The sequence below is a fragment of the Mesorhizobium sp. B1-1-1 genome (assembly GCF_006442955.1).
Taxonomy (GTDB): domain Bacteria; phylum Pseudomonadota; class Alphaproteobacteria; order Rhizobiales; family Rhizobiaceae; genus Mesorhizobium.
Genome location: NZ_VFWW01000013.1, coordinates 1 through 26014, shown reverse-complemented (window position 1 = coordinate 26014; position 26014 = coordinate 1). Strand labels below are relative to the sequence as shown.

At 63.9% G+C, this 26014-nt stretch carries 28 protein-coding genes; 17 read left to right on the top strand and 11 right to left on the bottom strand.

All coding sequences use genetic code 11. The features are described 5' to 3' along the window. Nucleotides 1–45: 45 nt before the first annotated feature. The gene (locus tag FJ986_RS25305; RefSeq protein WP_140492852.1) at nucleotides 46–213 is read right to left on the bottom strand and encodes a hypothetical protein; all 168 of its coding nucleotides are present in this window, start codon (nucleotides 211–213) and stop codon (nucleotides 46–48) included. 308 nt (nucleotides 214–521) lie between these two features. Between FJ986_RS25305 and FJ986_RS25300 the strand changes: the two genes are divergently transcribed. Beyond that, nucleotides 522–1439 (top strand): SMP-30/gluconolactonase/LRE family protein, encoded by a 918-nt coding sequence (locus FJ986_RS25300; protein ID WP_140518068.1) that lies wholly within the window; start codon nucleotides 522–524, stop codon nucleotides 1437–1439. Between the two features lie 23 nt (nucleotides 1440–1462). After that, a complete protein-coding gene (locus tag FJ986_RS25295) occupies nucleotides 1463–1669 on the top strand; it encodes a 4-oxalocrotonate tautomerase family protein (RefSeq protein ID WP_013892236.1) in 207 nt (68 codons plus the stop codon). Between the two features lie 3 nt (nucleotides 1670–1672). Here the strand turns inward: FJ986_RS25295 and FJ986_RS25290 are convergent, their stop codons facing one another. The 8 genes from FJ986_RS25290 to FJ986_RS25255 all read right to left on the bottom strand — a co-directional run bounded on the left by FJ986_RS25290 (nucleotide 1673) and on the right by FJ986_RS25255 (nucleotide 9005). Further along, nucleotides 1673–2203, bottom strand: coding sequence for an NADPH-dependent FMN reductase (locus FJ986_RS25290; protein ID WP_140492845.1), 531 nt, complete (start codon nucleotides 2201–2203; stop codon nucleotides 1673–1675). Between the two features lie 30 nt (nucleotides 2204–2233). Further along, nucleotides 2234–2854, bottom strand: coding sequence for a pyridoxamine 5'-phosphate oxidase family protein (locus FJ986_RS25285; protein ID WP_140676164.1), 621 nt, complete (start codon nucleotides 2852–2854; stop codon nucleotides 2234–2236). A gap of 24 nt (nucleotides 2855–2878) precedes the next feature. Further along, nucleotides 2879–3553: a septation protein A gene (locus FJ986_RS25280; protein ID WP_140559284.1), complete on the bottom strand. Its 675-nt coding sequence runs from the start codon at nucleotides 3551–3553 to the stop codon at nucleotides 2879–2881. Between the two features lie 51 nt (nucleotides 3554–3604). After that, nucleotides 3605–5440, bottom strand: a complete 1836-nt coding sequence (gene ftsY, locus FJ986_RS25275; protein ID WP_140676161.1) for a signal recognition particle-docking protein FtsY — start codon at nucleotides 5438–5440, stop codon at nucleotides 3605–3607. A 12-nt stretch (nucleotides 5441–5452) separates the two neighbouring features. Then, nucleotides 5453–6778 (bottom strand): tRNA (N(6)-L-threonylcarbamoyladenosine(37)-C(2))-methylthiotransferase MtaB, encoded by a 1326-nt coding sequence (gene mtaB / locus FJ986_RS25270; RefSeq protein ID WP_140524972.1) that lies wholly within the window; start codon nucleotides 6776–6778, stop codon nucleotides 5453–5455. After that, on the bottom strand, nucleotides 6778–7662 hold the full coding sequence (dapF, locus tag FJ986_RS25265) for a diaminopimelate epimerase (protein WP_140676159.1): 885 nt from the start codon (nucleotides 7660–7662) through the stop codon (nucleotides 6778–6780). The genes mtaB and dapF overlap by 1 nt, the downstream gene beginning before the upstream one ends. Before the next feature lie 72 nt (nucleotides 7663–7734). Further along, complete coding sequence (locus FJ986_RS25260) at nucleotides 7735–7896, bottom strand: DUF1328 family protein (protein WP_140492827.1); 162 nt, start codon at nucleotides 7894–7896, stop codon at nucleotides 7735–7737. A gap of 89 nt (nucleotides 7897–7985) precedes the next feature. Next, entirely contained in the window at nucleotides 7986–9005 is a 1020-nt protein-coding gene (locus tag FJ986_RS25255; RefSeq protein ID WP_140676157.1) for an MBL fold metallo-hydrolase, read from the bottom strand. 129 nt (nucleotides 9006–9134) lie between these two features. On the opposite strand from FJ986_RS25255, the gene FJ986_RS25250 reads away from it, so the two are divergent. From FJ986_RS25250 to zapE, 3 genes are all read left to right on the top strand, one after another. Continuing rightward, nucleotides 9135–9578, top strand: a complete 444-nt coding sequence (locus FJ986_RS25250) for a hypothetical protein (RefSeq protein ID WP_140676155.1) — start codon at nucleotides 9135–9137, stop codon at nucleotides 9576–9578. A 136-nt stretch (nucleotides 9579–9714) separates the two neighbouring features. Next, entirely contained in the window at nucleotides 9715–10254 is a 540-nt protein-coding gene (locus FJ986_RS25245; RefSeq protein WP_140676152.1) for a protease inhibitor Inh/omp19 family protein, read from the top strand. A gap of 27 nt (nucleotides 10255–10281) precedes the next feature. Then, nucleotides 10282–11541: a cell division protein ZapE gene (gene zapE / locus FJ986_RS25240; RefSeq protein ID WP_140676149.1), complete on the top strand. Its 1260-nt coding sequence runs from the start codon at nucleotides 10282–10284 to the stop codon at nucleotides 11539–11541. Here zapE and FJ986_RS25235 read toward each other — a convergent pair. Continuing rightward, on the bottom strand, nucleotides 11477–11989 hold the full coding sequence (locus FJ986_RS25235) for a GNAT family N-acetyltransferase (RefSeq protein WP_246681832.1): 513 nt from the start codon (nucleotides 11987–11989) through the stop codon (nucleotides 11477–11479). The genes zapE and FJ986_RS25235 overlap by 65 nt on opposite strands. Nucleotides 11990–12223: 234 nt before the next feature. Here FJ986_RS25235 and mdh point away from each other — a divergent pair, with 234 nt between their 5' ends. The 12 genes from mdh (at nucleotide 12224) to lpdA (ending at nucleotide 24138) form a co-directional block, all read left to right on the top strand. After that, nucleotides 12224–13192 (top strand): malate dehydrogenase, encoded by a 969-nt coding sequence (gene mdh / locus FJ986_RS25230; protein ID WP_140492808.1) that lies wholly within the window; start codon nucleotides 12224–12226, stop codon nucleotides 13190–13192. 30 nt (nucleotides 13193–13222) lie between these two features. After that, entirely contained in the window at nucleotides 13223–14416 is a 1194-nt protein-coding gene (sucC, locus tag FJ986_RS25225) for an ADP-forming succinate--CoA ligase subunit beta (RefSeq protein ID WP_140676147.1), read from the top strand. A gap of 4 nt (nucleotides 14417–14420) precedes the next feature. Continuing rightward, complete coding sequence (locus tag FJ986_RS25220; protein WP_140518078.1) at nucleotides 14421–14792, top strand: cupin domain-containing protein; 372 nt, start codon at nucleotides 14421–14423, stop codon at nucleotides 14790–14792. 4 nt (nucleotides 14793–14796) lie between these two features. Further along, nucleotides 14797–15294, top strand: a complete 498-nt coding sequence (locus FJ986_RS25215) for a DUF1579 family protein (RefSeq protein WP_140518079.1) — start codon at nucleotides 14797–14799, stop codon at nucleotides 15292–15294. Between the two features lie 83 nt (nucleotides 15295–15377). After that, nucleotides 15378–15683: a hypothetical protein gene (locus FJ986_RS25210; protein ID WP_140492797.1), complete on the top strand. Its 306-nt coding sequence runs from the start codon at nucleotides 15378–15380 to the stop codon at nucleotides 15681–15683. Continuing rightward, nucleotides 15610–16026, top strand: coding sequence for a PIN domain-containing protein (locus FJ986_RS25205; protein WP_033838548.1), 417 nt, complete (start codon nucleotides 15610–15612; stop codon nucleotides 16024–16026). The genes FJ986_RS25210 and FJ986_RS25205 overlap by 74 nt, the downstream gene beginning before the upstream one ends. A gap of 26 nt (nucleotides 16027–16052) precedes the next feature. Continuing rightward, nucleotides 16053–16955, top strand: coding sequence for a succinate--CoA ligase subunit alpha (gene sucD, locus FJ986_RS25200; protein WP_140676144.1), 903 nt, complete (start codon nucleotides 16053–16055; stop codon nucleotides 16953–16955). Between the two features lie 137 nt (nucleotides 16956–17092). Beyond that, entirely contained in the window at nucleotides 17093–20077 is a 2985-nt protein-coding gene (locus tag FJ986_RS25195) for a 2-oxoglutarate dehydrogenase E1 component (protein WP_140662759.1), read from the top strand. Between the two features lie 47 nt (nucleotides 20078–20124). Further along, nucleotides 20125–21411, top strand: coding sequence for a 2-oxoglutarate dehydrogenase complex dihydrolipoyllysine-residue succinyltransferase (gene odhB, locus FJ986_RS25190; RefSeq protein ID WP_140676141.1), 1287 nt, complete (start codon nucleotides 20125–20127; stop codon nucleotides 21409–21411). A gap of 86 nt (nucleotides 21412–21497) precedes the next feature. After that, on the top strand, nucleotides 21498–21956 hold the full coding sequence (locus tag FJ986_RS25185; protein WP_181181922.1) for a hypothetical protein: 459 nt from the start codon (nucleotides 21498–21500) through the stop codon (nucleotides 21954–21956). Further along, nucleotides 21953–22708, top strand: a complete 756-nt coding sequence (locus FJ986_RS25180; protein ID WP_140676135.1) for an SDR family oxidoreductase — start codon at nucleotides 21953–21955, stop codon at nucleotides 22706–22708. Before FJ986_RS25185 ends, FJ986_RS25180 begins: the two co-directional genes overlap by 4 nt. 26 nt (nucleotides 22709–22734) lie before the next feature. Further along, complete coding sequence (gene lpdA, locus FJ986_RS25175) at nucleotides 22735–24138, top strand: dihydrolipoyl dehydrogenase (RefSeq protein WP_140518085.1); 1404 nt, start codon at nucleotides 22735–22737, stop codon at nucleotides 24136–24138. 562 nt (nucleotides 24139–24700) lie between these two features. On the opposite strand, the gene FJ986_RS25165 is transcribed toward lpdA, so the two are convergent. Further along, entirely contained in the window at nucleotides 24701–25768 is a 1068-nt protein-coding gene (locus FJ986_RS25165) for a TraB/GumN family protein (RefSeq protein ID WP_140559275.1), read from the bottom strand. Between the last annotated feature and the right edge of the window lie 246 nt (nucleotides 25769–26014).

Genomic DNA, 26014 nt, shown 5'->3' with positions numbered 1-26014 from the left:
AGGAACAGCAATGTCTCGGAGCGCGCGGATCTGCTTGTTGTGGGCTCAGCCGTAGATCTGCTTGTGGACCTGATAAAGCATTTCCGAGCGGTCGGCGCGCATGTCGGCCAGATCGCGGCTGGAGAAGCTGTCGATTTCAGCGACGAGGCGGTTGTAGTTCTTGCGCTTGGCGATGCTGCTGCGGGCGCGGGTCAAGAGGCTGTCGAGGATCATAGCGAGTTTCCTTCTGGGCCGCATTTGGCGGCCGGTTTCTTCCTCCCTTGATCGATACGGAGCATGACATAGGAATGGTGCATCGCAAAAAGAAGATGTTGCAATGCACCATTGCGCTATGTGCATAGCCGGTTAATGGCGCCTGAACGCCACCCCCGGCGCCGGCGCATTGCCCTTCCGTGATGGGAATGCCGGTTCCTGTCGTTTTGTCTTACAAATTGCGGAAATGTCATCGCCGCCGACCTTGCCATATCGATCTCCTGCTGGCTTGATCGCCGCCGGATTGCCAACGTTACCGGGAGGAAAGAATGGCCGCCGCCGACTACGAAATTCTCGATCCGCGTTTTGCGCGGCTGTTCAACGGCAATGCGCAAGTGGATAAGCTCTTCACCGGCTGCCGATGGGCGGAAGGGCCGGCCTGGTTCGCCGCCGGCCGCTATGTCGTCTGGTCCGACATCCCGAACAACCGCATGATGCGTTACGACGAGACCGACGGCAGCGTCAGCGTGTTTCGGCAGCCATGCGGCAATTCCAACGGCAACACCGTCGACCGGCAGGGCCGGCTGGTGACCTGCGAGCATTCGGGGCGCCGCGTCAGCCGCACCGAGTTCGACGGTTCGGTCACCACCATTGCCGCCAAATGGAAGGGCAAGCGGCTGAATTCGCCCAATGACGTGGTGGTCAAGTCGGACGGCTCGATCTGGTTCACCGATCCAACCTACGGCATCGACACCGATTACGAGGGCGACAGGGCCGAGAGCGAGATCGGCGCCTGCCATGTCTACCGGGTCGATCCCGGTACCGGCGATGTCGAGGCTGTCATCACCGACATGGTCAGGCCGAACGGGCTGGCTTTCTCGCTCGACGAGAGCAAGCTCTATGTCGTCGACACCGGCCGCACGCATGGCGCGCAGAACCCGGCGCATATGCGGGTATTCAATGTCGGCGAGGGCGGCAAGAAGGTCTCGGGTGAAAAAGTCTTCGCCGACTGCACCGCAGGCCTGTTCGACGGCTTCAGGCTCGACGATGCCGGGCGCATCTGGACCAGCGCCGCCGATGGCATCCATTGCTACGATCCGGACGGAACGCTGATCGGCAAGGTCAAGGTGCCCGAGGTGACGGCCAATTGCGTGTTCGGCGGCGCCAAGCTGAACTGTCTCTACATTGCCGGCACCACCTCGCTCTACATGGTCCGGCTGATGGTGAACGGCGCCAAGACCTACTGAGCTGAATTAAAGGGAGGATCGTCATGCCATTCGTCAACATCCGCATCGTCAAGGAAGTGATCGCCGCCGATCCGGCCGGCAAGAAAGCCGACATCGCCAAAAAAGTCACGGCGGCGATCATGGACGCCACCGGGCTCGGCAATGACGATGTCTGGGTGGTCTTCGAGGAGGTCAACGCCCGCGACTGGTACGTCGGCAAGACCGATGTCGAGACGCTGAGAAAAGGGTAGGCGCTAACGCGCGCGAATGAAATCCGCGAAAGCGGACAACGCATCGCGCATTGCCAACGCGTTCGCCTGCTCCCCCAGGACGGCCTCCACCTCAGCTGGCTTCTTGCCGAGCAGCCCGATCTCCAGCCCGCCGTCATGAAGCGCGAAGGACATGGTGCGCATGATCTCCGCCAATGCGGCGCGGGCATAGAGCGAGCGCGGCGAGGCGTGCACCAGCATGGCCGGCTTGTCGACGGCGGCATCGCGCGAGACCAGCCAGTCGAGCGCATTCTTCAGGCCGCCCGGCACGCCATGCGCATATTCCGGGCATGAGATGATGACGCCGTCGGCGGCGGTGACGGCATCGATCAGCCTGGACGCTTCGGACGGCGTCCGCTCACCCTCGTCGTCGGGGTTGAAGATCGGCAGCAGGCCGAGTCCTTCATGGATGGCGACGCGGCAGCCCTCTGGCGCGTTCCACGCCAGTGCCGCGACCAGGCCCGAATTGGTGGAGGCCGCCCGCAGGCTGCCGGAAATGGCAAGGAGGTTCAGCAAGGCGACGCTCGGACGAATCTTCCGCGCAGGCTACCACATCGTCTGCTTGTATTCGTCGTCCAGCCAGCGGTCGGTCGCCTCGGCCGAATCGGCGAGCGCCAGCTGGTCGCGCAGGATCTGGCCGAGCGTCGGCAGCGTGGCGCGATCGTGCCAGCTCTCCGGCTTCCAAAGCTCGGAGCGCATGAAGGCCTTGGCGCAATGCATGTAGGCGGCCTTGACGGCGACCACGACGACGCTCTGCGGCTCCTTGCCGTCGACGGCCAGCCGTTCGCGCAAACCCGCGTCGACGGTGATGCGGGCGTCGCCGTTGACGCGCAGCGTCTCGTTCATGCCGGGAATGAGGAACAGCAGCCCGACCGACGGGTTGAGCAGGATGTTCGCCAGCGTATCCAGCCGGTTGTTGCCGGGCCGGTCGGGGATGGCGATGGTCCTGTCGTCAAGCACGGCGGCGAATCCTGGCTTGTCGCCTTTGGGCGTCACATCGGCATTGCCTTCGCCGTCGGAGGAGCCGATCAGCACGAAGGGGCTCTTGCCGATGAAGGAGCGGCAATGGCCGTCCAGCGCCTTCAATTCTTTGCGGATCGAACCATCCGTCGGACGCGGCGTCTTGTAGATCGTCCGCAGCTCTTCGCGCGTGGTGACGAATTCCATGGCACTCCCCCCAATTTGCAGGCCTTACTTGCCGGCCTTCTCTTCGCCGCCGGTCTTGTCGTCCAGCGAATGGCGCAGGATCAGCGGCATCTGGCTGAAGGTGAACAGAAGCGTGATCGGCATGATGCCCCAGACCTTGAAGGTAACCCAGGCATCGGTCGAAAAATTCCGCCACACCACCTCGTTGACGAGGGCCAGGAACAGGAAGAACAGGCCCCAGCGAAAGGTGAGTTTTCTCCAGCCCTCGGCATCGAGCCTGAAGGCGGAATTGAAGACGTAGCCGAGCAGAGATCTGCCGAAGAACAGCCCACCGAGCAACACGCCGCCGAACAGCGTGTTGACGATGGTCGGCTTCATCTTGATGAAGATGTCGTCCTGCAGGTAGAGCGTCAACGCGCCGAAGATGAAGACGACGACGCCCGACACCATCGGCATGATCGGCAGGGTGCGGGTGAGCAGCCAGGACGCGACCAGCGCGATCGCGGTGGCGGCCATGAACAGGCCGGTGGCGACGAAGATCGGGCCGCCGAATTCCGCCAGCGCCGGGAATTTCTGCGTCAGCCATTCGCCTCGCGCATTGGCGAAAAAGAACACCAGCAGCGGCCCTAGCTCGAGAACGAGCTTGAGCAGCGGGTTGACGCCTTCCTTCTTCTCTTTCTGCGGGTCGGACGGATCGCGTTCGAGAATGGGTGGGTTCATATCTTCCTTCTTACGCACGATCCGGTTGAAGCAACTTCCGGGATCATGCCGTTAGGCAACGCCAGCGATCGCCCTGGCGAATTCGCTTGCCGAGAACGGTTCGAGGTCGTCGACCTGTTCGCCGACGCCGATGAAATAGACCGGCAATCTGTGTTTTGCCGCGATCGCCACCAGAATACCGCCACGCGCCGTCCCGTCCAGCTTGGTCATCACCAGGCCGTTGACGCCGGCGATGTTGCGGAAGATCTCCACCTGGTTGAGCGCGTTCTGGCCGGTGGTGGCGTCGACCGTCTGCAGCACGGTGTGCGGCGCTTCCGGATCGAGCTTGCCCAGCACGCGCACGATCTTCTCGAGTTCCGCCATCAGCTCGGCCTTGTTCTGCAGGCGGCCGGCGGTATCGATGATCAGCACGTCGGAGCCTGCTTCCTTCGCCTTCTCGAAAGCATCGTAGGCGAGGCCGGCGGCATCGGCGCCGAGCTTGGAGGCGATGACCGGCGATTTCGTCCGCTCGCCCCAGATCTTGAGCTGCTCGATGGCGGCGGCGCGGAACGTGTCGCCGGCGGCGAGCATCACCGACAGGCCGCCATCGGTCAGTTTGGCCGCCAACTTGCCGATGGTCGTGGTCTTGCCGGTACCGTTGACGCCGACCACCAGGATGACATGCGGCTTGTGGCTGAGATCGAGTTCCAGCGGCAGGGCGACGGGGGTCAGCACCTTCTCGACCTCCTGCGCCATCACGGTGCGGACCTCGGCGTCGGAGACATCCTTGCCGTAGCGGCTGGCGGCCAGCGAATCGGTGACGCGCAAGGCGGTCTCCAGCCCGAGATCGGCGCGGATCAGCACGTCTTCCAGGTCCTGCAGCGTGTCGTCGTCGAGCTTGCGCTTGGTGAAGACGCCGGCAATGTTGCCCGACAATTCGCGCGAGGAGCGGGCAAGCCCGTCCCGCATGCGCTGGAACCAGGAGCGCCGCGGCGCCGGCACCGGCGCCTTCTGCGGCTCGGCCTTCTGCTCCACCTTTCTGGCGACCGTTACCTTTCCGGGGGCGGGCGCAGGCTTCGGCGGGACGGGAACTGCCTCAGGTTCCGGCGCGATTTCGGCGCGTACAGGCCGCGGCTCGATGGGCGCAGGCTGGCGAATTGGCGGCGAGATTTCGGCGGCGGTTTCGGCACTGGGTGCCAGGTTCTCGATAGGCTGGCGCTGCCCCTCACCCTTACCCTCTCTCCGTGAAGGACGGGGAGAGGGAGGCGTTGGCGTTGCAGCTTCTTCCTTCTCCCCGTCACTATACGGGGAGAGGGTGCCGGCAGGCGGATGAGGGGCGGCGCCGGCCTGTGAAGGCTGCGCGGAAGACGGTGTCGCAGGAATCTCGATTGGCGCCGGCGTCTCGACCGGAACTTCGGCGGGCGTCGGTACTTCGGCGGGTGCCGGTTCCGGCAGCGGCTCCGGGCGCGACGGGACAATTTCCGGCTCGGCGGGCGCTGGTTGCGGTACCTCCTGCGGCCGCGGTTCGGGCGCAGGCTCCGGAATGGCCGGGGGTGTCGGAATTTTCTCAGGGGCCGGCGGCTCCGGGCGCTCTGGCGCCGGTGCCGGTTCCTCCTCCGGCAGCGGCTCCGGCAGCGGTTCCGGCTCGGGCGGAATGGTCGGCTCCGGCACCGGCGGAATGGCCGGGGCAGGCTTGGGTGTCGGCTCCTCGGGCGGCGCGGGCTCGACGGGAGGCTGAGCCTGGGTCTCCTCCCGCTTCAGGAATTCCGGAACGGCCTGCTCGGCCGCCGGCTTCAGCGTGTCGAGCTGATCCCATTTGATCGGCGGCAGCGGGGCGGTCTCGTCGACGCGCTCCTCGACGACCTCCTTCTTGCCGAACGAAAATATCTTCTTGAAGAACCCGGCCATCTCTTGCGTTTCTCAGGCGGCACGGGCGGCAAGCGGAGCCGCGATCAGCCGGGCGCCGTCATGACCGGTGACTGTTGCTTCGACGATCTCGCCCGGCGCGCCGGTGGCGAGCGCGGCGAGCGTAAACCCTTCGGTGCGGCCGAGCCCGTCGCGCTCGATCAGGATCGACTGGCGCGTTCCGGAGAGCGACGACAGATGGCGGCGATATGCCGTCTCGCCGGCGGCGCGCAGGCGGGCTGCCCTCTGCTTGATCACTTCGCGGCGGACCTGCGGCATGCGCGCGGCGGGCGTGCCTTCGCGCGGCGAAAACGGAAAGACGTGCAGGTGGGTCAGCCCGCATTCCTCGACGATCTTTGCCGAATTTTCGAACATCGCCTCCGTCTCGGTCGGGAAGCCGGCGATGATGTCGGCGCCGAAGACGACGTCAGGGCGCAGCTTGCGCACGTCTTCGCAGAAGCGGATCGACTGATCGCGCAGATGCCGACGCTTCATGCGCTTCAAAATCATGTCATCGCCGGATTGCAGCGACAGATGCAGATGCGGCATCAGCCGCGGCTCGGTGGCGATGGCGTCGAGCAAATCGTCGTCGGCCTCGATGGAATCGATGGAGGAGAGGCGCAGGCGCTTCACGTCCGGCACCTGGCGCAGGATCGTCTTCACCAGCCTGCCGAGTTTCGGCGCACCCGGCAGGTCGGCGCCGAAACTGGTCATGTCGACGCCGGTCAGCACGATCTCGGCATAGCCGTTGCCGGTGAGCCGCTTGACCTGTTCGACCACGGCGCCCATCGGCACCGAGCGTGAATTGCCGCGGCCATAGGGGATGATGCAGAAGGTGCAGCGGTGGTCGCAGCCATTCTGCACCTGCACGAAGGCGCGTGCCCTGCCCTCGATGGCATCGACCATATGGCCGGCGGTCTCGCGTACGGAGAAGATGTCGTTGACGCGCGCCTTCTCGCTGTCGTTGACGCCGAAATCCGGCAGCGCGCGATAGGAATTGGCCTTCAGCTTCTCCTCATTGCCAAGGACGAGATCGACCTCGTCCATGGCCGCGAAATTCTGCGGCTCGGTCTGCGCCGCGCAGCCGGTGACGATGATGCGAGCTTCGGGGTTGTCGCGGCGCGCCTTGCGGATCGCCTGTTTGGCCTGGCGGACCGCTTCGCCGGTGACGGCGCAGGTGTTGAAGATGACGGCGCCGCCAGCCAGCCCACCGAGGCCCGCAGTTTCGGCCTCGCGCCGCATCACCTCGGATTCATAAGTGTTCAGCCGGCAGCCGAAGGTCACCAGTTCGATGCGATTGGGGCCCTTCCCCACATCGCCATCCTTGAAAGGAGCGGGCATCAGGCCGCGCTTTCGGTGTCGCGCGCCCAGGCGCCGCTCGAGGGATCGAAGCTGCCGGAAAACTCCCATTCGGCCGCACCGGTCAGGATGACATGGTCGTTTTCAAGCCATTCGACGTGCAGCGAGCCGCCGCCGGGGGTCAGTAGATTGACGCTGCGCCCGGTGCGCCGGGTGCGGGCCGCAGCCACGACGGCGGCGCAGGATGCCGTGCCGCAAGCCTTGGTCAGGCCGGCGCCGCGTTCCCAGGTGCGGATGATCATGCTGTCGGGCGAGGTCACCTGCGCGATGGTGATGTTGGCGCGCTCGGGGAAGATCGGATGGTTTTCGAGCAGCGGTCCGAAGCGGTCGAGTTCGTAGGACCAGACGTCGCGGTCGACCCAGAAGATGGCATGCGGATTGCCCATGGAGACGACCGAGGGCGAATGCAGCACCGGGGCGTCGATCGGGCCGACCTGCAATTCGATCATGCGGGTATCGCGAAACTCCTCAGCGAGCGGAATGTCCCGCCAGCCGAAGCGCGGCGTGCCCATGTCGACCGAGATCGAGCCGTCGGCATGTTCCTGCGCGTTGAGGATTCCGGCGACGGTCTCGAAGGTGAATGTCTTTTGTCCGGTCTCGGCCGCCAGCGCCTGGACGACGCAGCGCATGCCGTTGCCGCAGGCCTGCGCGCCCGAGCCGTCCGAATTCAATATGTCGATGAAATAGGCCGTACCCGGCGTCCGCGCGTCATGGATCGCCATGATCTGGTCGAACCGCGTCGAGGCATCGGCGTTGAGCGCGATCGCCGCTGCCGGCATCACCCGATCGGCACGGCCGCGCATATCGGCAACGATGATCTCGTTGCCGATGCCGTTCATCTTGGCGAAGGGGGCGGTGCCTGCCATTTCTTCCGGTCATTCCGTGCTGTTTGCCGCTATATGGCGGAAAAGGGCAGGAATTACCAGTGCATCGCGCCTTCAGGTGACGGCGAAGACGCCGAGCACGATCAGCAGGAAGATGATCAGCACGATACCGATCAGGATGCGCGCGCCGGTGGCCGCCGCACCCGCTAATGCAGGCATGCCGAGCAGGCTCGCAGCGGCGGCGATAATCAGGAGAATGATGATCCATCTGAGCATGGAAATGCCTCGCAAAGCGATAGAAATCGAAGCCCCTTCAACAAACGCGCCGGTGGCGCTCGGGTTCCGCCTGCCGCGGCAGGCCCCGGTCAGAGCGCCGCTTCCTGCGGCACGTCCCAGACCTCGCCCGGCCGCAAGGCGCGAAAACGTTCGCGCGGCAGGCCCTCGGCCTCCAGCGCCTCGTCGAGCTTGCGTGCGGGCTCGTCGATCGGCTCGTCGGTGAGCTGGAACGTGCCCCAATGGCAACCGGCCGCATAGGCGGCGTTGCACAATTTCATGCCTTGCACCGCCTCCTCCGGGTTCTGATGCTGCGAGGCCATGAACCAGCGCGGCTCATAGGCGCCGATCGGCAGGATGGCGAAGCGGAAGCCGCCGTGCTTGTGAGCTATGAGCCGGTAGTTGATGCCGTCATGGAAGCCGGTATCGCCCGCGAAATAGATCCGGCCGGCCCGCGTCTCGATGACGAAGCCGGCCCACAGCGCCATGCGCCGGTCGCGTGTGCCGCGCGCCGACCAGTGATGCGCCGGCTCGACATGGACGGCCACGCCATCCCCGATGTCGACCCTGTCGCCCCAGTCATGCGCCGAGAGCCGCATGCCGGGAACCGCCCCGCCAATCAGGACGTCATTGCCGAACGGGGTCACCACCAGCGGGTCGTGCCTGGCCTTGAGCTGCTTCAGCGTCGCGATGTCGAGATGGTCGTAGTGATTGTGACTGATCAGCACGAGATCGATCGGCGGCAGGTCGGCCAGGGCGATGCCCGGCGCGTTGACGCGTTTCGGCCCGACGAAGGAGAACGGCGAGGCCCGCAGCGACCATACCGGATCGGTGAGGATGTTCAGGCCCGCGGTCTGGACCAGCAGCGTGGAATGACCGACCATGGTCACGGTCAGGCCGGCGCCCTCGACACGCGCGGGCGGCTTTGCCTGCGGAAAGGGGCTCGGATTGGTGGCCGGCCATTTCGAGCGTTGGCCGTTGAACTGCCATTTCAGCAGATCGGCGAAACGCGCCGGCGGCTGGCCGCCGGGATTGAAGAACAAGGTTCCGTCGAAATGATCGCTGGGCGGGCCGTTATAGTAGCGATTGGCGGCTTTCGGTCTCGCAGCCAATTTGCGGCTCCAGCGAACTTCGTCTTGATAGACATAGCCCTTGTGCCGGCTGGCGCAAGCGTTTGCCGGCCGAATGCCAACGGCCCGGGCGGCCGGCTTGAGTAGGATCGGATTGGGGAGGACGATGCCATGGCGATGAAGCGGACCAGGACACCATGGATGAAGGCCGGGGATTTCGGCCGCTCGCTGGCGCGCGGCATCGGCGTCAACCTGCTGGTGAGCGACATGGCGGCCATGGAAGCCTTCTGCCGCGACGTGCTCGGCGCCGATATCATCTATGCCGACGAGGATTTCGCGGCGATCGAGCTGCTGGGCTCGGTGTTCATGCTGCACGCCGACCATTCCTATCTCGACAATGCCATGACAGGGACGATCGCCGGCGCCGAGACACGCGGCGCCGGCATCGAACTGCGCCTTTACGACGCCAATCCGGATGCGGTCGAGGCCGCCGCGCGCGATCACGGCCACATCGTGCTGGCCGGAGCGATCGACAAGCCGCACGGCCTGCGCGAGAGCTATGTCGTCGGACCGGACGGCTATATATTCGTGCCGAGCGCTCCGCTGGCCGGATGATAGCGACAAATTTGCAACAATTCTTGGCGCAAACCCTATTTTAACCATATCGGGTTGAAATTTCGCCACCTTCTCCATCTTGGTGGAGGGCGACATTGTGCGGACGGCAGCCCCGCCGGATCCGACGGAGGTTGGAATGACTTTTTCGAAAACAGCCCTGGTGGCCGTATCGCTGGCGGCGCTCGTTGCGAGCGGCTGCTCAACCTCACGGTTCTCCTCGATGGACGACCAGCAGCCGGCGCCGCTGCAGCCAGCACCGTCCGGGCAAGTGACGGCCAACCAGTTGCCGCCTCCGGCCTCTCCCGGCACCACCGATCCCTCGCGATTCCCGACCGCGCCGCAGAACAGCCAGGTCGCCTCCTTGCCGCCGGACGGTTCGGCGCCGGCGGGTGCGCCGGACCTGACCGCGGCCAGTGTCGCCGGCGTATGGAACGCCAGCGTTTCCGGTCAGAGCTGCAAGGTGGCGACGCCGCAGACCAAATTCGGCGCCGGTTTCCGCGCCGGACCGCTGCATTGCCCGGCGCCGATCGACGGCATCAAGTCGTGGAACGTCGCCGGCAAGCAGTTGACGCTTTACGATGAGAATGGCGGCACGCTGGCACGGCTATATTCCTCGGGCGGCTCGAAATTCGACGGCCAGACTTCCAATGGCCTGCCGATCTCGCTTACAAGGTAAGCCAATCCCTCGACAACGACGTGACCTATGCATCTGCGTGACGGCCTCCAGACCCATGTGACCGTCAGGCAGCGTTACGACCATCTGGTCGACACCGGTGCCATCGAGCGCGATCCGGCGCAGGAGCGGATCGTCACCGCTCTCGACCGGCTGGTATCAGAGATTTCGGTGAAGCGGCTGGCGCACAAATCGAGCGCGCTTGGCTGGCTCTTCGCCCGCAGGCGCGAGACGCACGAGGCGGTCAAGGGCCTCTACATCCATGGCGGCGTCGGCCGCGGCAAGACCATGTTGATGGACTTGTTCTTCGAGCTGCTGCCGGTGCGGCGCAAGCGCCGCGTGCATTTCAACGACTTCATGGCCGAGGTGCAGGACCGCATCCAGAAGCACCGGCAGGAGCGCAAGGACGGCACGGTGAGGGAAGACGATCCGATTCCGCCGGTGGCGCGGGCGCTTGCCGAACAGGCCTGGGTACTGTGTTTCGACGAGTTCTCGGTCACCGACATCGCCGATGCGATGATCCTGTCCCGGCTGTTTTCGGCGCTGTTCGCCAGCGGCGTGGTGCTGGTGGCGACGTCGAACCTAGCGCCGGAGAACCTCTATCGCGACGGGCTGAACCGTCAGCTTTTCCTGCCCTTCATCGGCATATTGGAACGGCATGCGCAGGTGCTCTCGCTCGATGCCGACAAGGACTATCGGCTGGAGAAGCTTGCCCGTACGCCAGTCTATGTGACGCCCGCCGATGCGGCGGCCGATGAGGCGCTGGACGCGGCTTGGCAAACGATGACGCGCGGCGCGCCGACGGCCGAGGCGTCGCTTGCCGTCAAGGGCCGGCAGTTGGCCGTTCCGCGCGCCGCCGGCGACGCGGCGCGTTTTTCCTTCGCCGATCTGTGCGAGAAACCGCTCGGCGCGCGCGACTATCTGGCCCTTGCCGACCGCTTCTCGACCATCTTTATCGACCACATTCCGGTGCTGGGTGAAGGCCAGCGCAACGAGGCCAAGCGCTTCATCCTGCTGGTCGACACGCTCTACGACCATCACATCAGGCTGGTGGTAAGCGCGGAAGCGCCGCCGCAGCAACTCTATGTGGCCAAGCGCGGCGTCGAGGTGTTCGAGTTCGAACGCACGGCTTCGCGGCTGATCGAGATGCAGAGCCGCGACTGGCTGGAGGATTGGGCGGAGCGGCGGAAGGCGAAGACGACGCCGGAGGCGCGGCAGGCGCCGGCTACGCCGCCTTCGTCCCAGGGCGGAGCGACGCAAAGCGAAGCGCGCACCCTAGGACGAAGATAGGCCGAACTCCTGTCAGCCTCGCTACAGTTGATAAACATACATGACGAAGCTCTCTGCTGACTCGTGCGTCTCCTTGCGCGACTCGTAAAGCGCGGGCGGCACGGTTGTCCGGCTCGGTGCCGACCCAGGCTTCTTCGCAGCCATTCTCCCTGCCGATCGCAAACATCGCGTCGAGCATCTTTCGCGCGATGCCCTGGCGCTGGAAGGCCGGCGATACGCCGACCTCGTCGATGTAGAGCTCCGTCGCCTTGTCGGGATGACGGTGGATGATGGCGGCGCATTGACCGACGGTCACGCCGTCGGCGAGCGCCACGACCATGAAGTGGCCGGGTTCCCTGAGATAGACTGCCAATCGATCTGGCCTGACCGGTTCGTCGAACACATCCTCGGCGACCCGCATCACAAGGGCGTCATTGCCGGCATCAAGTCTTACGACCTCCATCTTCATCGTGTAGATTTTCCCAGTCGAGTTTCAAACTTTTACGTTTACGTAAGTCCCAGTCACTCTAACCGATTGAAAACGCTCGCTCCAAAATAATCGTTTGAATTTACGCGGCGCCGGGGCTATTGGGTGCGGCGAAATCTCGCGGGATCCCCGCAGCATTCCGGCCTCTTCCTCGACGCCGTCATCAGATCGTCAGCGATTTGAGCGACATCACGAACAAAGGGAAACTATCCTGACATGGCACGCAACAAGATAGCGCTTATCGGCTCTGGCATGATCGGCGGCACGCTCGCTCACATGATCGGCCTCAAGGACCTCGGCGACGTGGTTCTGTTCGATATTGCCGAAGGCATCCCGCAGGGCAAGGGGCTCGATATTGCGCAATCGTCGCCGGTCGACGGGTTCGATTCCAGGCTGACCGGCGTCAACGACTATGCCGGGATCGAAGGGGCGGACGTCTGCATCGTCACCGCCGGCGTGCCGCGCAAGCCGGGCATGAGCCGCGACGATCTGCTCGGCATCAACCTCAAGGTCATGGAACAGGTCGGCGCCGGCCTGAAGAAGTACGCGCCGAAGGCCTTCGTCATCTGCATCACCAATCCGCTGGATGCGATGGTCTGGGCGCTGCAGAAGTTTTCCGGCCTGCCCAACACCCATGTCGTGGGCATGGCCGGCGTGCTCGACAGCGCTCGCTTCCGCTATTTCCTGGCCGAGGAGTTCAAGGTCTCGGTCGAGGACGTTACCGCCTTCGTGCTCGGCGGCCATGGCGATTCCATGGTGCCGATGATCCGCTATTCGACGGTTGCAGGCATTCCTCTGCCCGATCTCGTCAAGATGGGCTGGACCTCGAAGGAGAAGCTCGACCAGATCGTGCAGCGCACCCGCGATGGCGGCGCCGAAATCGTCGGCCTGTTGAAGACCGGCTCGGCCTATTATGCGCCGGCCGCATCGGCGATCTCGATGGCTGAAGCCTATCTCAAGGACAAGAAGCGTGTGCTGCCTTGCGCGGCTCATCTTTCCGGCCAGTATGGCGTGAAGAACACCTATGTCGGCGTTCCCGTGGTGATCGGCGCCGGTGGCGTCGAGCGCGTCATCGAGATCGAGCTTTCCAAGCCAGAGCAGAAGATGTTCGATAGCTCGGTGGCGGCGGTGCAGGGCCTGACCGAGGCCTGCGTCAAGATCGCGCCGCAACTCGCCTCGAAGTGAACCCCAGCAGCTGATCCGGAGACGATCCAGATGAACATCCATGAATATCAGGGCAAGGCGCTGCTGAAGGGCTTTGGCGCGCCGGTGGCCCAAGGCGTGCCGGTGTTCAAGGCGGATGAGGCGGAAGCCGCCGCCAAGGCGCTGCCCGGCCCGCTCTATGTGGTGAAGAGCCAGATCCATGCCGGCGGCCGCGGCAAGGGCAAGTTCAAGGAGCTCGGGCCCGACGCCAAGGGCGGCGTGCGGCTGGCCAAGTCGGTCGCCGACGTCGTCGCCAACGCCAACGAGATGCTCGGCCACACGCTGGTGACCAAGCAGACCGGCCCGGCCGGCAAGCAGGTCAACCGGCTCTATATCGAGGATGGCGCCGATATCGAGCGCGAGTTCTATCTGTCTGTTCTGGTCGACCGTTCGGTCGGCCGCATCGCCTTCGTCGTCTCGACCGAAGGCGGCATGGACATCGAGGCGGTCGCCCACGACACGCCGGAAAAGATCATCACCGTCGCCATCGATCCGGAAAAGGGCGTTACCGCGGATGACGTGAAGAAACTCAATGGCGCGCTGAAGCTCGACGGCGATGCTGCCAGGGACGGCGGCACGCTGTTCCCGATCCTCTACAAGGCCTTCGTCGAGAAGGACATGAGCCTGCTCGAGGTCAATCCCCTGATCGTCATGAAGAACGGCCGGCTGCGCGTCCTCGACGCCAAGGTGTCGTTCGACAACAACGCGCTGTTTCGCCATCCGGATGTGCTCGAGCTGCGCGACACCACCGAAGAGGACGAGAAGGAGATCGAGGCGTCGAAATACGACCTCGCCTATGTCGCGCTCGACGGCAATATCGGCTGCATGGTCAATGGCGCCGGCCTCGCCATGGCGACGATGGACATCATCAAGCTCTACGGCGCCGAGCCGGCCAACTTCCTCGACGTCGGCGGCGGCGCGTCGAAAGAAAAGGTGACGGCGGCCTTCAAGATCATCACCAGGGATCCGGCGGTCAAGGGCATCCTGATCAACATCTTTGGCGGTATCATGAAATGCGACATCATCGCCGAGGGCGTTATCGCCGCGGTCAAGGAAGTGGGCCTGAAAGTGCCGCTGGTCGTGCGCCTTGAAGGCACCAATGCCGAACTCGGCAAGAAGATCATCAACGACAGCGGCCTCAACGTCGTGTCGGCCGACGATCTTGACGACGCGGCCAAGAAGATCGTGGCGGCGGTGAAGGGCTGATCAAGTGCCTCCGCGCAAGATAAATCTCGTCGAGGCGGCGGATGCGAAGATCGCGGAGGTCTTCGATCCGCATATCGCCGGCGACGTCAATGACAGCCAGGCGAAGGTCGCCAAGTTCGGCGCGGTTTTCGACTGGCACGCCCATGACAACGAAGACGAAGCCTTCCTCGTGCTGCGCGGTCGCATCGCCATCGATTTCCGCGACGGTCCGGTCGAACTCGGCGAAGGCGACTTCATCGTCGTGCCGCGCGGCGTCGAACACCGGCCGCGTTCGCTGACACCGGAACCTGTGGTGCTGATGTTCGAACCGGCAACGACGCTCAACACCGGCAATGCCAAGAGCGCTCTCACCGTCACCGACCTGAAGCGGCTGTGAACCCATGAACGCTGCGCCTTTCTCCTCGCTCTCGGCCGATCACCAGCGCCTGCAGGCTCTGGTCGGCGCGTGGCGCGGCGAGGAAGAGGTCGCGGACACACAATGGGCCGATGGGGGCTCAGCGACTTCGGAAGTACTGGCAGAGGCACAGTTCGGCGGCCTGTTCGTAGTGCAACGCTATCGCCAGCGCCGCGACGGGACGATTTCGTTCGGCGCGCACAGCGTGTTCGGCTTCGACCGGCAAAACAGCCTTGTCACCATGCATCAGTTCGATTCGATGGGCTTTGTGCCGGCCTCGCCGGCCTCCGGCACGTGGGAGGGCAACACACTGACGCTGTTGCGCTCGTCGCCGCGCGGGGCCGCACGCGTGACCTACGCTTTCGACGGCAGCGACAGCTATCGCATGCGACTGCAATTCCAGCCCGTCGGCAGCGACGGCTGGCAAGACATGATGAGCGGCCTTTACCGGCGCGTCCCGCCTTCCGTTTTGGGGGATGGCTGAGCGATGGAAATCCTGGGCAAAGCGGTTGAAGAAAGACACATAATCACACATATATTGGCTGTGCGTTTATGTGGAGACGAGCGATGAAGAACGTCACCCTGGCCATGGACGAGGCACTGCTTGAGAAGGCGCGAGGCCTTGCCGGACGTCGCAAGACGACGCTCAACGCCCTCATTCGTTCACTGCTTGCGCATGAAGTCGAGCAGGAAGATCGGATTGCCTGGGCCAAGGCGGGAATGAAGCGGCTTATGGACGAGGCTGCGAAACGGAGCGACAGCGCCGACACCCCCTACAAGTGGGATCGAAGGGACGCCTATGCCGACCGGGAAGATCGACTGCTTTCTCGACACGAACGTCCTGATCTACGCGGCTTCGGAGAAGAATCGTGACCCACGTCGCGCGCCAATCGCAGAAGACCTGGTATCGAGCACTGTCTTTGGCGTGTCGGGGCAAACCTTGGCCGAATTTACAGCGGTGGCGCGAGGAAAATCCCTTCTGGGGGATGATCTGCTCGACCAATGGCTGGTCCTCCTCGGCACTTGTCCGCTGGTGCCTGTCGACGAAAGCTATGTTCGCGCAGGACTGGACCTCGCACGCCGCTACGGAATTCACTACTACGACGCCGCGCTTCTTGCCGCGGCCGGATATCTCGGCGCGCCGATTTTCTACACCGAAGATCTCAACCACAACCAGGTTTATGGCTCGGTGCGAGCCGTCAATCCTTTCTTGTAATCGCTGAATTCAGAGGCGTTCTCACCATGTCCATTCTCGTCGACAAGAACACCAAGGTGCTCGTGCAGGGGCTGACCGGCAAGACCGGCACCTTCCACACCGAACAGGCGCTGGCCTATCACAGGACCAAGATGGTCGGCGGCATCCATCCCAAGAAGGGCGGCGAAACCTGGACCGGCGCCAAGGGCGAGAACCTGCCGATCTTCGCCACCGTCGCCGAGGGCAAGGCCAAGACCGGCGCCAACGCTTCCGTCGTCTATGTGCCGCCGGCGGGTGCTGCCGAAGCCATCATCGAGGCCATCGAGGCCGAAATCCCGCTCATCGTCTGCATCACCGAAGGCATTCCCGTCATGGACATGATCAAGGTCAAGGCGCGGCTCGACCGTTCGACGTCGCGGCTGATCGGCCCGAACTGTCCCGGCGTGCTCACCCCCGACGAATGCAAGATCGGCATCATGCCCGGGAACATCTTCCGCAAGGGTTCGGTCGGTGTTGTTTCGCGCTCGGGAACGCTTACCTATGAAGCCGTGTTCCAGACCACCAATGTCGGCCTCGGCCAGACCACCGCCGTCGGCATCGGTGGCGATCCCGTCAAAGGCACCGAATTCATCGACGTGCTCGAAATGTTCCTCGCCGACGACGAGACCAAGTCGATCATCATGATCGGCGAGATCGGCGGCTCGGCCGAGGAAGACGCCGCGCAGTTTCTCAAGGACGAGGCCAAACGCGGCCGCCGCAAGCCGATGGCGGGCTTCATCGCCGGACGCACGGCGCCGGCCGGCCGCACCATGGGCCATGCGGGCGCGGTCATCTCGGGCGGCAAGGGCGGCGCCGAAGACAAGATCGCGGCAATGGAATCGGCCGGGATAAAAGTTTCGCCATCGCCGGCCCGGCTGGGCACGACGCTGGTCGAGGCAATTAAGGGCTAGTGAGTAGTCAATAGTGAGTAGTGAAAAGGGAAGAACGGGTGAGTAGCAGCTGAACGGGAAAGTCTTCATTTTCCTACTCCCTACTGACTACTCACTATTCCCCTCGAAAGGAGACGGAGCCAGGCTCCGCAGACAAAATGGCACGACAAGATCAGGCCAACGACCAATTTTCGCTCACCTCTTTCCTCTATGGCGGCAATGCCGATTATATCGACGCGCTCTATGCGGCGTATGAGGACGATCCAGCCTCGGTCAATCCCGAATGGCAGGAGTTCTTCGCCGGCCTGAAGGACGATGCCGGGGATGTCCGCAAGAACGCCAAGGGCGCCTCGTGGGCCAAGCCCTCCTGGCCGCTGCAGGCCAATGGCGAGCTGGTATCGGCGCTCGACGGCAATTGGGGCCTGGTCGAAAAGCACATCGAAAAGAAGGTCAAGGAGAAGGCTGCCGCCAACGGTGCCGCCCCTTCCGACGCCGACGTGCACCAGGCGACGCGCGATTCCGTGCGCGCCATCATGATGATCCGCGCCTATCGCATGCGCGGCCATCTGCACGCCAATCTCGACCCGCTCGGCATCGCCACGCTCGAGGACTATAACGAGCTGTCGCCGGAGAATTACGGCTTTACCGAAGCCGACTACGACCGGCCGATCTTCCTCGACAATGTGCTCGGGCTCGAATTCGGCACCATCCGCCAGATGCTCGACATCCTGACCCGCACCTATTGCTCGACGCTGGGCGTCGAGTTCATGCATATCTCCGATCCGGAAGAGAAAGCGTGGATCCAGGCGCGCATCGAGGGCGCCGACAAGGAGATCTCCTTCACCGCGACCGGCAAGAAGGCGATCCTACAGAAGCTGATCGAGGCCGAGGGCTTCGAGCAGTTCGCCGACGTCAAGTTCAAGGGCACCAAGCGCTTCGGCCTCGACGGCGGCGAAGCGCTGATCCCGGCGCTGGAGCAGATCGTCAAGCGCGGCGGTCAGCTCGGGCTGAAGGAGATCGTGCTCGGCATGGCGCACCGCGGCCGCCTCAACGTGCTCTCCCAGGTGATGGCCAAGCCGCATCGCGCCATCTTCCATGAATTCAAGGGCGGCTCGGCCGCACCCGACGAGGTCGAGGGCTCGGGCGACGTCAAATACCATCTTGGCGCCTCGTCGGACCGCGAGTTCGACGGCAACAAGGTGCATCTGTCGCTGACCGCCAATCCCTCGCATCTGGAAATCGTCGACCCGGTGGTGATGGGCAAGGCGCGCGCCAAACAGGATTATCTGTTCGGCCGTGGCCGCGAGGAGATCGTGCCGCTGGAAGAGCGGGCCAAGGTGCTGCCGCTTTTGCTGCATGGCGACGCCGCCTTTGCCGGCCAGGGCGTCATTGCCGAAATCCTCGGCCTGTCGGGCCTGCGCGGCCACCGCGTTGCCGGCACGCTGCATTTCATCATCAACAACCAGATCGGCTTCACCACCAATCCGCGCTTCTCGCGCTCGTCGCCCTACCCGTCCGACGTCGCCAAGATGATCGAGGCGCCGATCTTCCACGTCAACGGCGACGATCCGGAGGCCGTGGTGCACGCCGCCAAGGTGGCGATCGAATTCCGCATGAAGTTCCACAAGCCTGTCGTGGTCGACATGTTCTGCTACCGCCGCTTCGGCCACAATGAGGGCGACGAGCCGGCCTTCACGCAGCCGATCATGTATCGCAACATCCGCACCCACAAGACGACGGTGCAGATCTATGCAGACCGGCTGATCGCCGAAGGGCACATGACGCAGGCCGAGTTCGACAAGCTCAAGGCCGACTGGCGGGAGCATCTGGAATCCGAGTGGGAAGTCGGCCAGCACTACAAGCCCAACAAGGCCGACTGGCTGGACGGCGCCTGGTCGGGCCTGCGCACGGCCGACAACCAGGACGAACAGCGGCGCGGCAAGACCGCGGTGCCGGCCAAGACACTGAAGGAGATCGGCAAGAAGCTGACTGAGGTGCCGAAGGATTTCGAGGCGCACAAGACGATCATCCGCTTTCTCGAAAACCGCCGCCAGGCCATCGAATCCGGCGAAGGCATCGACTGGTCGACGGCCGAGGCGCTGGCTTTTGGCGCCATCCTGCTCGACGGCAACCCGATCCGCCTCTCCGGGCAGGATTCGGAGCGCGGTACCTTCTCGCAGCGCCATTCCGTGCTCTACGACCAGCGCGACGAGACCCGCTACATCCCGCTCAACAATCTGTCGGCGGCGCAGGCCGGCTATGAGGTCATCAACTCGATGCTGTCCGAAGAAGCCGTGCTCGGCTTCGAATATGGCTACAGCCTGGCCGAGCCGAAGGCGCTGACGCTGTGGGAAGCGCAGTTCGGCGACTTCGCCAATGGCGCCCAGGTGGTGTTCGACCAGTTCATATCCAGCGGAGAGCGCAAGTGGCTGAGAATGTCGGGCCTCGTCTGCCTGCTGCCGCATGGCTATGAGGGCCAGGGGCCGGAACATTCGTCTGCCCGGCTTGAGCGTTTCCTCCAGCTCTGCGCCGAAGACAACATGCAAGTGGCCAACTGCACGACGCCGGCCAACTACTTCCACATATTGCGTCGGCAGTTGAAGCGCGACTTCCGCAAGCCGCTGATCCTGATGACGCCGAAGTCACTGTTGCGCCACAAGCGGGCGGTGTCGACGCTGCCGGAAATGTCGGGCGAAAGCTCGTTCCACCGGCTGCTGTGGGACGATGCCCAGCTCTTGCCCAACCAGGCCATCAAGCTGACCAAGGATTCCAAGATCCGCCGTGTCGTGCTGTGCTCGGGCAAGGTCTATTACGACCTCTACGAGGAGCGCGAGAAACGCGGCATCAACGACATCTATCTGCTGCGTGTCGAACAACTCTACCCGTTCCCGGCCAAGGCGCTGATCACCGAATTGTCGCGCTTCCGCAATGCCGAAATGGTGTGGTGCCAGGAGGAGCCCAAGAACATGGGCGCATGGTCGTTCATCGACCCGTATCTGGAATGGGTGCTGGCGCATATCGACGCCAAGCACCAGCGGGTGCGCTACACCGGCCGGCCGGCATCCGCCTCGCCGGCGACCGGGCTTATGTCCAAGCATCTCGCCCAGCTCGCCGCCTTGCTCGAAGACGCGCTCGGCGAGTAGGCAGAGTTGAGCGAATAGAACAGACAGACAACAAACGGACAGGCACAATGGCTACCGAAATCCGCGTTCCCACTCTCGGCGAATCCGTCACCGAGGCGACCATCGGCAAATGGTTCAAGAAGGTGGGCGATGCCATTGCCGCCGACGAGCCGCTGGTCGAGCTCGAAACCGACAAGGTGACGGTCGAGGTTCCCTCGCCGGGCGCTGGAACCTTGGGCGAGATCGCGGCCAAGGAAGGCGAGACGGTCGGGGTCGGCGCGCTTCTGGGCTCGATTTCGGCCGGTGGCGCCGCCGCACCGGTCACCAAGCCGCAAGCCGTGGCGCAGGCATCCAGCCCCGATGCGGCGCAGACCACCAAGCAGGCTGCCGCCGAGACCGCCAAGGTCGCCGGCGACGCCGGTCCGGTCGAGCCGCGCAGCATGCCGCCGGCGCCCGCAGCGGCGAAACTGATCGCCGAGAACAATCTGTCGGTCGACCAATTGTCCGGCTCCGGCAAGCGCGGCCAGGTGCTGAAGGGCGACGTGCTCGACGCCGTCTCCAAGGGTGCGCCGTCGCAGCCGGCCGAAACGCCGAAGGCGGCTCCGGTCTCGGCGGCGCCTGTCTCTGCCCGTGCGCCGTCCTCAGGCGACGATGCGGCGCGCGAGGAGCGCGTGCGCATGACCAAGCTGCGCCAGACCATCGCGCGCCGGCTCAAGGAAGCGCAGTCGACCGCCGCCATGCTCACCACCTTCAACGAGGTGGACATGTCAGCGGTGATGGCGCTCAGGACCAAGTACAAGGACGTGTTCGAGAAGAAGCACGGCGTGAAGCTCGGCTTCATGGGCTTCTTCACCAAGGCCGTCACCCATGCCTTGAAGGAAATCCCCTCGGTCAACGCCGAGATCGATGCCACCGATATCATCTTCAAGAACTACGCCCATATCGGCGTCGCCGTCGGCACCGAGAAGGGTCTGGTCGTTCCGGTGGTGCGCGATGCCGACCAGATGTCTATCGCCGAGATCGAGAAGGAGATCGGCCGGCTCGGCATCGCCGCGCGGGACGGCAAGCTGTCGGTTGCGGACATGCAGGGCGGCACGTTCACGATTTCCAATGGTGGCGTCTACGGGTCGCTGATGTCGACGCCGATCCTCAACGCGCCGCAGTCGGGCATTCTGGGCATGCACAAGATCCAGGATCGGCCCGTCGTGGTCGGCGGCCAGATCGTGATCCGGCCGATGATGTATCTGGCGCTGAGCTACGATCACCGCATCGTCGACGGCAAGGAAGCGGTGACTTTCCTGGTGCGCGTCAAGGAAAGCCTGGAGGATCCGGAACGGCTGGTGCTTGATCTGTGAGGCGGTCGGATGGCGGCTCGCGGTCGGAGTAGCCAATAATGGCCCTGTTCCCTGGGCCTGCCGGACCGATAGCGCTGGCGGCCGGTATGGCATTCGCCGCTGTCCACGCTAATGCCGCATGCCCGACCGAACTCGCCGTCTACGGCGATGCCCAGAGCGGCAGTGAGATCAATTTTACGCCGACCGGCACGTCGGCGACCGTCACCAACACGTTCCGCTTGATCCTCGACAACAATGTGGTGCTGAACGGCATCGTCCAATGGAACGAGGGTGTTTCGCGGCCGAACGGGGCGCTGATGTACAAATGCCCGGGAGGCGACGTTACCGGCACCAAGCTTGCCGCCTGCACCTTGTGGAACGGCGTCATCTATACGTCGGATGAAAAGGGCAGCATCGGCCTGTTGCCGGCCGAAGGCGTCGAAGCACCGAAGACGCTGATCCTGCCCGATCTCGGTCCGGTGTTGCATCAATCCACCGCCCATGGCGGCGCCGGGTTTTCGAAAGTGCCGTCGGACGTGTTTGCCTTGAAGGGATGCCAGGAATGAGCGGGACGCAAAAGGTGCTGCTGGTCACCGGTGGCAGCCGCGGCATCGGCGCCGCGATCTGCCGGCTCGGGTCGAAGGCTGGCTATCGCGTAGCGGTCAACTACACCTCCAACCAGACCGCCGCCGAGGCACTGGTCGGCGAAATCAAGGCCGCAGGCGGCGAGGCCTTTGCGGTCAGGGGCGATGTCGGCGTCGAATCCGATATCGTTGCCATGTTTGAAGCCGTCGACCGCGGCTATGGCCGGCTCGATGCTTTCGTCAACAATGCCGGCATCGTCGACGTCAAGGCGCGGGTCGATCAGATGGATGTTTCACGGCTGGAGCGCATGATGCGCATCAATGTCGTGGGGTCGTTCCTCTGCGCCCGCGAAGCGGTGAAGCGGATGTCGAGCCGTCACGGTGGGTCGGGTGGATCCATCGTCAACATCTCGTCGGCTGCGGCAATTCTGGGCTCGCCGGGCGAATATGTCGACTACGCCGCGTCCAAGGGCGCGATCGACACCTTCACCATGGGGCTCGCCCGCGAGGTGGCGCTGGAAGGCATCCGCGTCAATGCGGTGCGGCCGGGCATCATCGATACCGAAATCCATGCCTCGGGCGGGCAGCCGGACCGGATAGAGCGGTTCCGCGATCTTCTGCCAATGAAAAGAGCCGGCACCGCGGATGAAGTCGCGGGCGCGGTTCTCTACCTGTTGTCCGATGCCGCGTCCTATACGACCGGCGCGATCCTGAATGTCAGCGGCGGCCGCTGAGCGCCCCAAGAAAAAGGGAAACAAACATGGCTTATGACGTCGTAATCATCGGCTCGGGACCGGGCGGCTATGTCTGCGCCATCAAGGCGGCGCAGCTCGGGCTGAAGGTCGCGGTGGTCGAGAAGAACCCGACCTTCGGCGGCACCTGCCTCAACATCGGCTGCATTCCGTCCAAGGCGTTGCTGCATGCCTCCGAGATGTTCGCCGAAGCCGGCCACTCCTTCGACACACTGGGTGTCGAAGTGACACCGAAGCTCAATTTGAAGAAGATGATGGCGCACAAGGACGCCACGGTGACGGCGAACGTCAACGGCGTCGCCTTCCTGTTCAAGAAGAACAAGATCGATAGTTTTCGCGGCATCGGCACGGTGGTCGCGGCGGGCAAGGTGTCGGTGACGAGCGAGGACGGCAAGGTCGAGGAAATCGAGACGAAGAACATCGTCATCGCCACCGGCTCGGATGTCGCCGGCATTCCTGGCGTCACGGTCGACTTCGACGAAAAAGTCATCGTGTCCTCGACCGGCGCGCTGTCGCTGGACAAGGTGCCCGGCCATCTCGTCGTGGTCGGCGGCGGCGTCATCGGGCTCGAGCTCGGCTCGGTCTGGGCGCGGCTCGGCGCCAAGGTCACCGTGGTCGAATTCCTCGACACCATCCTCGGCGGTATGGACGGTGAGGTCTCCAAGCAATTCCAGCGGCTGCTCTCCAAGCAGGGCTTCGAATTCAGGCTCGGCGCCAAGGTCACCGGCGTCGCCAAGGCCAAGAAGGGCGCCAGCGTCACTTTCGAGCCTGTGAAAGGCGGCGCGGCCGAGACGATCGAGGCCGACATGGTGCTGATCGCCACCGGCCGCCGAGCTTTCGCCGACAGCCTGGGCCTGAAGGAAGCGGGCGTCGAGGTCGATGAGCGCGGCCGGGTCAAAACCGACGCGCACCTCAGGACCAACATACCAGGCATCTATGCCATCGGCGATGTCATCGCCGGGCCGATGCTGGCGCACAAGGCCGAGGATGAGGGCGTGGCAGTGGCCGAGACCATTGCCGGCCAGGCCGGCCATGTGAACTATGACGTCATTCCGAGCGTCGTCTACACCAGCCCGGAGATCGCTTCGGTCGGCAAGACCGAGGAGGAATTGAAGAAGGCCGGCATCGACTACAAGGTCGGGAAATTCCCGTTCACCGCCAATGGCCGGGCGCGCGCCATGCTGCACACCGACGGCTTCGTCAAGATCCTGGCCGACAAGGCCACCGACCGCGTGCTCGGCGTTCACATCGTCGGCTTCGGCGCCGGCGAGATGATCCACGAGGCGGCGGTGCTGATGGAATTCGGCGGCTCGTCGGAAGATCTCGCCCGCACCTGTCATGCCCATCCGACCATGTCGGAAGCAGTGAAGGAAGCGGCATTGGCGACGTTCTTCAAGCCGATCCATATTTAGAACGATCCAGGAAAATCATGAAACGGTTTTCCCGGGCAAGCGCGTAACGCTTCCCTTGAGGGAATTGCCTCCTTGCCTGCCCCAAACAGAACGGCCCACCGGAAGGCGGGCCGTTCTTCGTTGAAAGCCGTGGCCCGATTACTGGGCCGGTGCGGGAGCTGGGGCCGGCGCAGGAGCCGGTGTCGCCGGTGCAGGGGCCGGCGCGGGTGCTGGGGCAGGGGCAGGGGCAGGAGCCGGTTCGGCGGGCTTCATCGGCTCCGCGGGCGCTGGCGCCGGGGCCGGTGTGCTCGCGGCGGGCGGTTCGGTCGCCGGATGCTCACCACTTCTTCCGAAAACATAATACGCGACAATCGCCAGAATAACGACGACCAATGCAATCAGCCAAGGGCTGCCGCCGCCACCTGATCTGGGCGTGTCGTTTGATGGATTCGCCATAAAAGTGTCCTCCGTGGATGAAAATGATCAATCAACAGCCATCAACGCGCAACCGTTGATGGGGTTTCACGCTAGGGAAGGAAAGCGCCGAAAACGCGGCGCCTGATTCCTCCGCTGCCCACGCGACTCAATCGACAGCGGTGACAGTATAGCCGGCTTTGCGGAAATCCTCGACCAGGCCCTCGGGACCGGGCAGATGCAGCGCGCCGACGGCGATGAAGGCACTGCCTTTGGCGAGGAATGGTCCGGCATGATCGACCATCGCCTTGTTGCGGCTGGTGATCATGGTCTGCTCGAACGCCGCGTAGCCTGTCGCGTCGCCCGTCTCGCCGGGCAGCACGGCGCGAAACAGCGGCCAGAACATGCCGGTCTCGCCGCGCTGGTAGAGCACGATCATGGTTTCGTTGACGTCGTTCATCTTGTCGCCGAGCTTCAGTGTGTCGACCAGTCCCTTCATGTGGAACGCCATCGGCAGCGAAGCCATGGCGCGCAGCTGGTCGGCGACGGTCTCCAGCCCTTCGACGGATTTTCCGGAGGCCTTGGCATCCTCGGCAAGCTTGACGTCGAGCACCGGCGCGCCGCCCGCCTTGCGGGCGAGCTCGCAGGCTGGAAGCGCCACCATGGCCGACAGCATCCACGGCTTCATCTTGGCGACGGTTGCCGGCGGGATGCCGCGTTCGTCGAGCGCCTTGTCGACCGCCGCGGCGTCGTCGGGCGACAGCAGCGACGACAGCGTGGTGCTGTCGGTGAACATCATCAGCTCCGGCTGCTTGAGCAGGGCCGCCATCATCTTCTGCTGGTCGAGCACTTCGGTGGTCTCGATGACGATGGTGCCGGCGCCGTCATAGGCCTTCTGCGCGGCCGGCGGCAGCGCTGTGACGCGCGGGTCGGTCATATGCATGGTGCCGAACAGGAAGGACGGCTGTTCGCCCGTCTTCTCCAGCTTCCACAGCAGGCCCTTGCCGTTCGGCGTTGCGGCGGCTTCCGCCTCGATCTTGCGGTAGGTGGACGGGTCACTTTTCTGCAACGCCGACAGCATGTCGGCGCCGGTGCAGGACGGGATTTCGGCATGCGCCTTGCCCGCCGCGAACAACAGGACGGCGAGCAGAGACAGGAAGAACAGCACATGGAACGCCAGGAGCAGCTTCAGCGAGAAGAGCGCAGCGCGGTCGGCGATGACGATGACCCGTTTCATGGTCCTTTCCTAAGCTGGAAAAACGGCAAAACGGTTAACCCGGAGAACGAAATTGTCTTCGGTTCAATCAGTTTTGACTATCGCTCGAATTACTGAACGGCTTGCGGTTGGTTGAGCCGCCCACCCCTCATCATCCCATGGCGAAGTCCGGAAGCCTCGCGCAACCCCAATACTTCACGCCCTCGGGTGAGCCGATTCATAGATCTCCAACAGCCTCGCCGTATCGACGCCGGTGTAGATCTGCGT

Excerpts from the sequence above, each read along its gene's own strand:
- FJ986_RS25195 (WP_140662759.1), top strand. The coding sequence starts at position 17,093 with ATGGCACGACAAGATCAGGCCAACGACCAATTTTCGCTCACCTCTTTC.
- FJ986_RS25205 (WP_033838548.1), top strand. The coding sequence starts at position 15,610 with ATGCCGACCGGGAAGATCGACTGCTTTCTCGACACGAACGTCCTGATC.
- zapE (WP_140676149.1), top strand. The coding sequence starts at position 10,282 with ATGCATCTGCGTGACGGCCTCCAGACCCATGTGACCGTCAGGCAGCGT.
- dapF (WP_140676159.1), bottom strand. The coding sequence starts at position 7,662 with ATGGCAGGCACCGCCCCCTTCGCCAAGATGAACGGCATCGGCAACGAG.
- mtaB (WP_140524972.1), bottom strand. The coding sequence starts at position 6,778 with ATGCCCGCTCCTTTCAAGGATGGCGATGTGGGGAAGGGCCCCAATCGC.
- FJ986_RS25250 (WP_140676155.1), top strand. The coding sequence starts at position 9,135 with ATGGCGATGAAGCGGACCAGGACACCATGGATGAAGGCCGGGGATTTC.
- FJ986_RS25235 (WP_246681832.1), bottom strand. The coding sequence starts at position 11,989 with ATGAAGATGGAGGTCGTAAGACTTGATGCCGGCAATGACGCCCTTGTG.
- FJ986_RS25245 (WP_140676152.1), top strand. The coding sequence starts at position 9,715 with ATGACTTTTTCGAAAACAGCCCTGGTGGCCGTATCGCTGGCGGCGCTC.
- FJ986_RS25300 (WP_140518068.1), top strand. The coding sequence starts at position 522 with ATGGCCGCCGCCGACTACGAAATTCTCGATCCGCGTTTTGCGCGGCTG.
- lpdA (WP_140518085.1), top strand. The coding sequence starts at position 22,735 with ATGGCTTATGACGTCGTAATCATCGGCTCGGGACCGGGCGGCTATGTC.
- FJ986_RS25210 (WP_140492797.1), top strand. The coding sequence starts at position 15,378 with ATGAAGAACGTCACCCTGGCCATGGACGAGGCACTGCTTGAGAAGGCG.
- mdh (WP_140492808.1), top strand. The coding sequence starts at position 12,224 with ATGGCACGCAACAAGATAGCGCTTATCGGCTCTGGCATGATCGGCGGC.
- ftsY (WP_140676161.1), bottom strand. The coding sequence starts at position 5,440 with ATGGCCGGGTTCTTCAAGAAGATATTTTCGTTCGGCAAGAAGGAGGTC.
- FJ986_RS25165 (WP_140559275.1), bottom strand. The coding sequence starts at position 25,768 with ATGAAACGGGTCATCGTCATCGCCGACCGCGCTGCGCTCTTCTCGCTG.
- sucC (WP_140676147.1), top strand. The coding sequence starts at position 13,223 with ATGAACATCCATGAATATCAGGGCAAGGCGCTGCTGAAGGGCTTTGGC.
- FJ986_RS25185 (WP_181181922.1), top strand. The coding sequence starts at position 21,498 with ATGGCATTCGCCGCTGTCCACGCTAATGCCGCATGCCCGACCGAACTC.
- FJ986_RS25295 (WP_013892236.1), top strand. The coding sequence starts at position 1,463 with ATGCCATTCGTCAACATCCGCATCGTCAAGGAAGTGATCGCCGCCGAT.
- sucD (WP_140676144.1), top strand. The coding sequence starts at position 16,053 with ATGTCCATTCTCGTCGACAAGAACACCAAGGTGCTCGTGCAGGGGCTG.
- odhB (WP_140676141.1), top strand. The coding sequence starts at position 20,125 with ATGGCTACCGAAATCCGCGTTCCCACTCTCGGCGAATCCGTCACCGAG.
- FJ986_RS25215 (WP_140518079.1), top strand. The coding sequence starts at position 14,797 with ATGAACGCTGCGCCTTTCTCCTCGCTCTCGGCCGATCACCAGCGCCTG.
- FJ986_RS25305 (WP_140492852.1), bottom strand. The coding sequence starts at position 213 with ATGATCCTCGACAGCCTCTTGACCCGCGCCCGCAGCAGCATCGCCAAG.
- FJ986_RS25280 (WP_140559284.1), bottom strand. The coding sequence starts at position 3,553 with ATGAACCCACCCATTCTCGAACGCGATCCGTCCGACCCGCAGAAAGAG.
- FJ986_RS25180 (WP_140676135.1), top strand. The coding sequence starts at position 21,953 with ATGAGCGGGACGCAAAAGGTGCTGCTGGTCACCGGTGGCAGCCGCGGC.
- FJ986_RS25260 (WP_140492827.1), bottom strand. The coding sequence starts at position 7,896 with ATGCTCAGATGGATCATCATTCTCCTGATTATCGCCGCCGCTGCGAGC.
- FJ986_RS25285 (WP_140676164.1), bottom strand. The coding sequence starts at position 2,854 with ATGGAATTCGTCACCACGCGCGAAGAGCTGCGGACGATCTACAAGACG.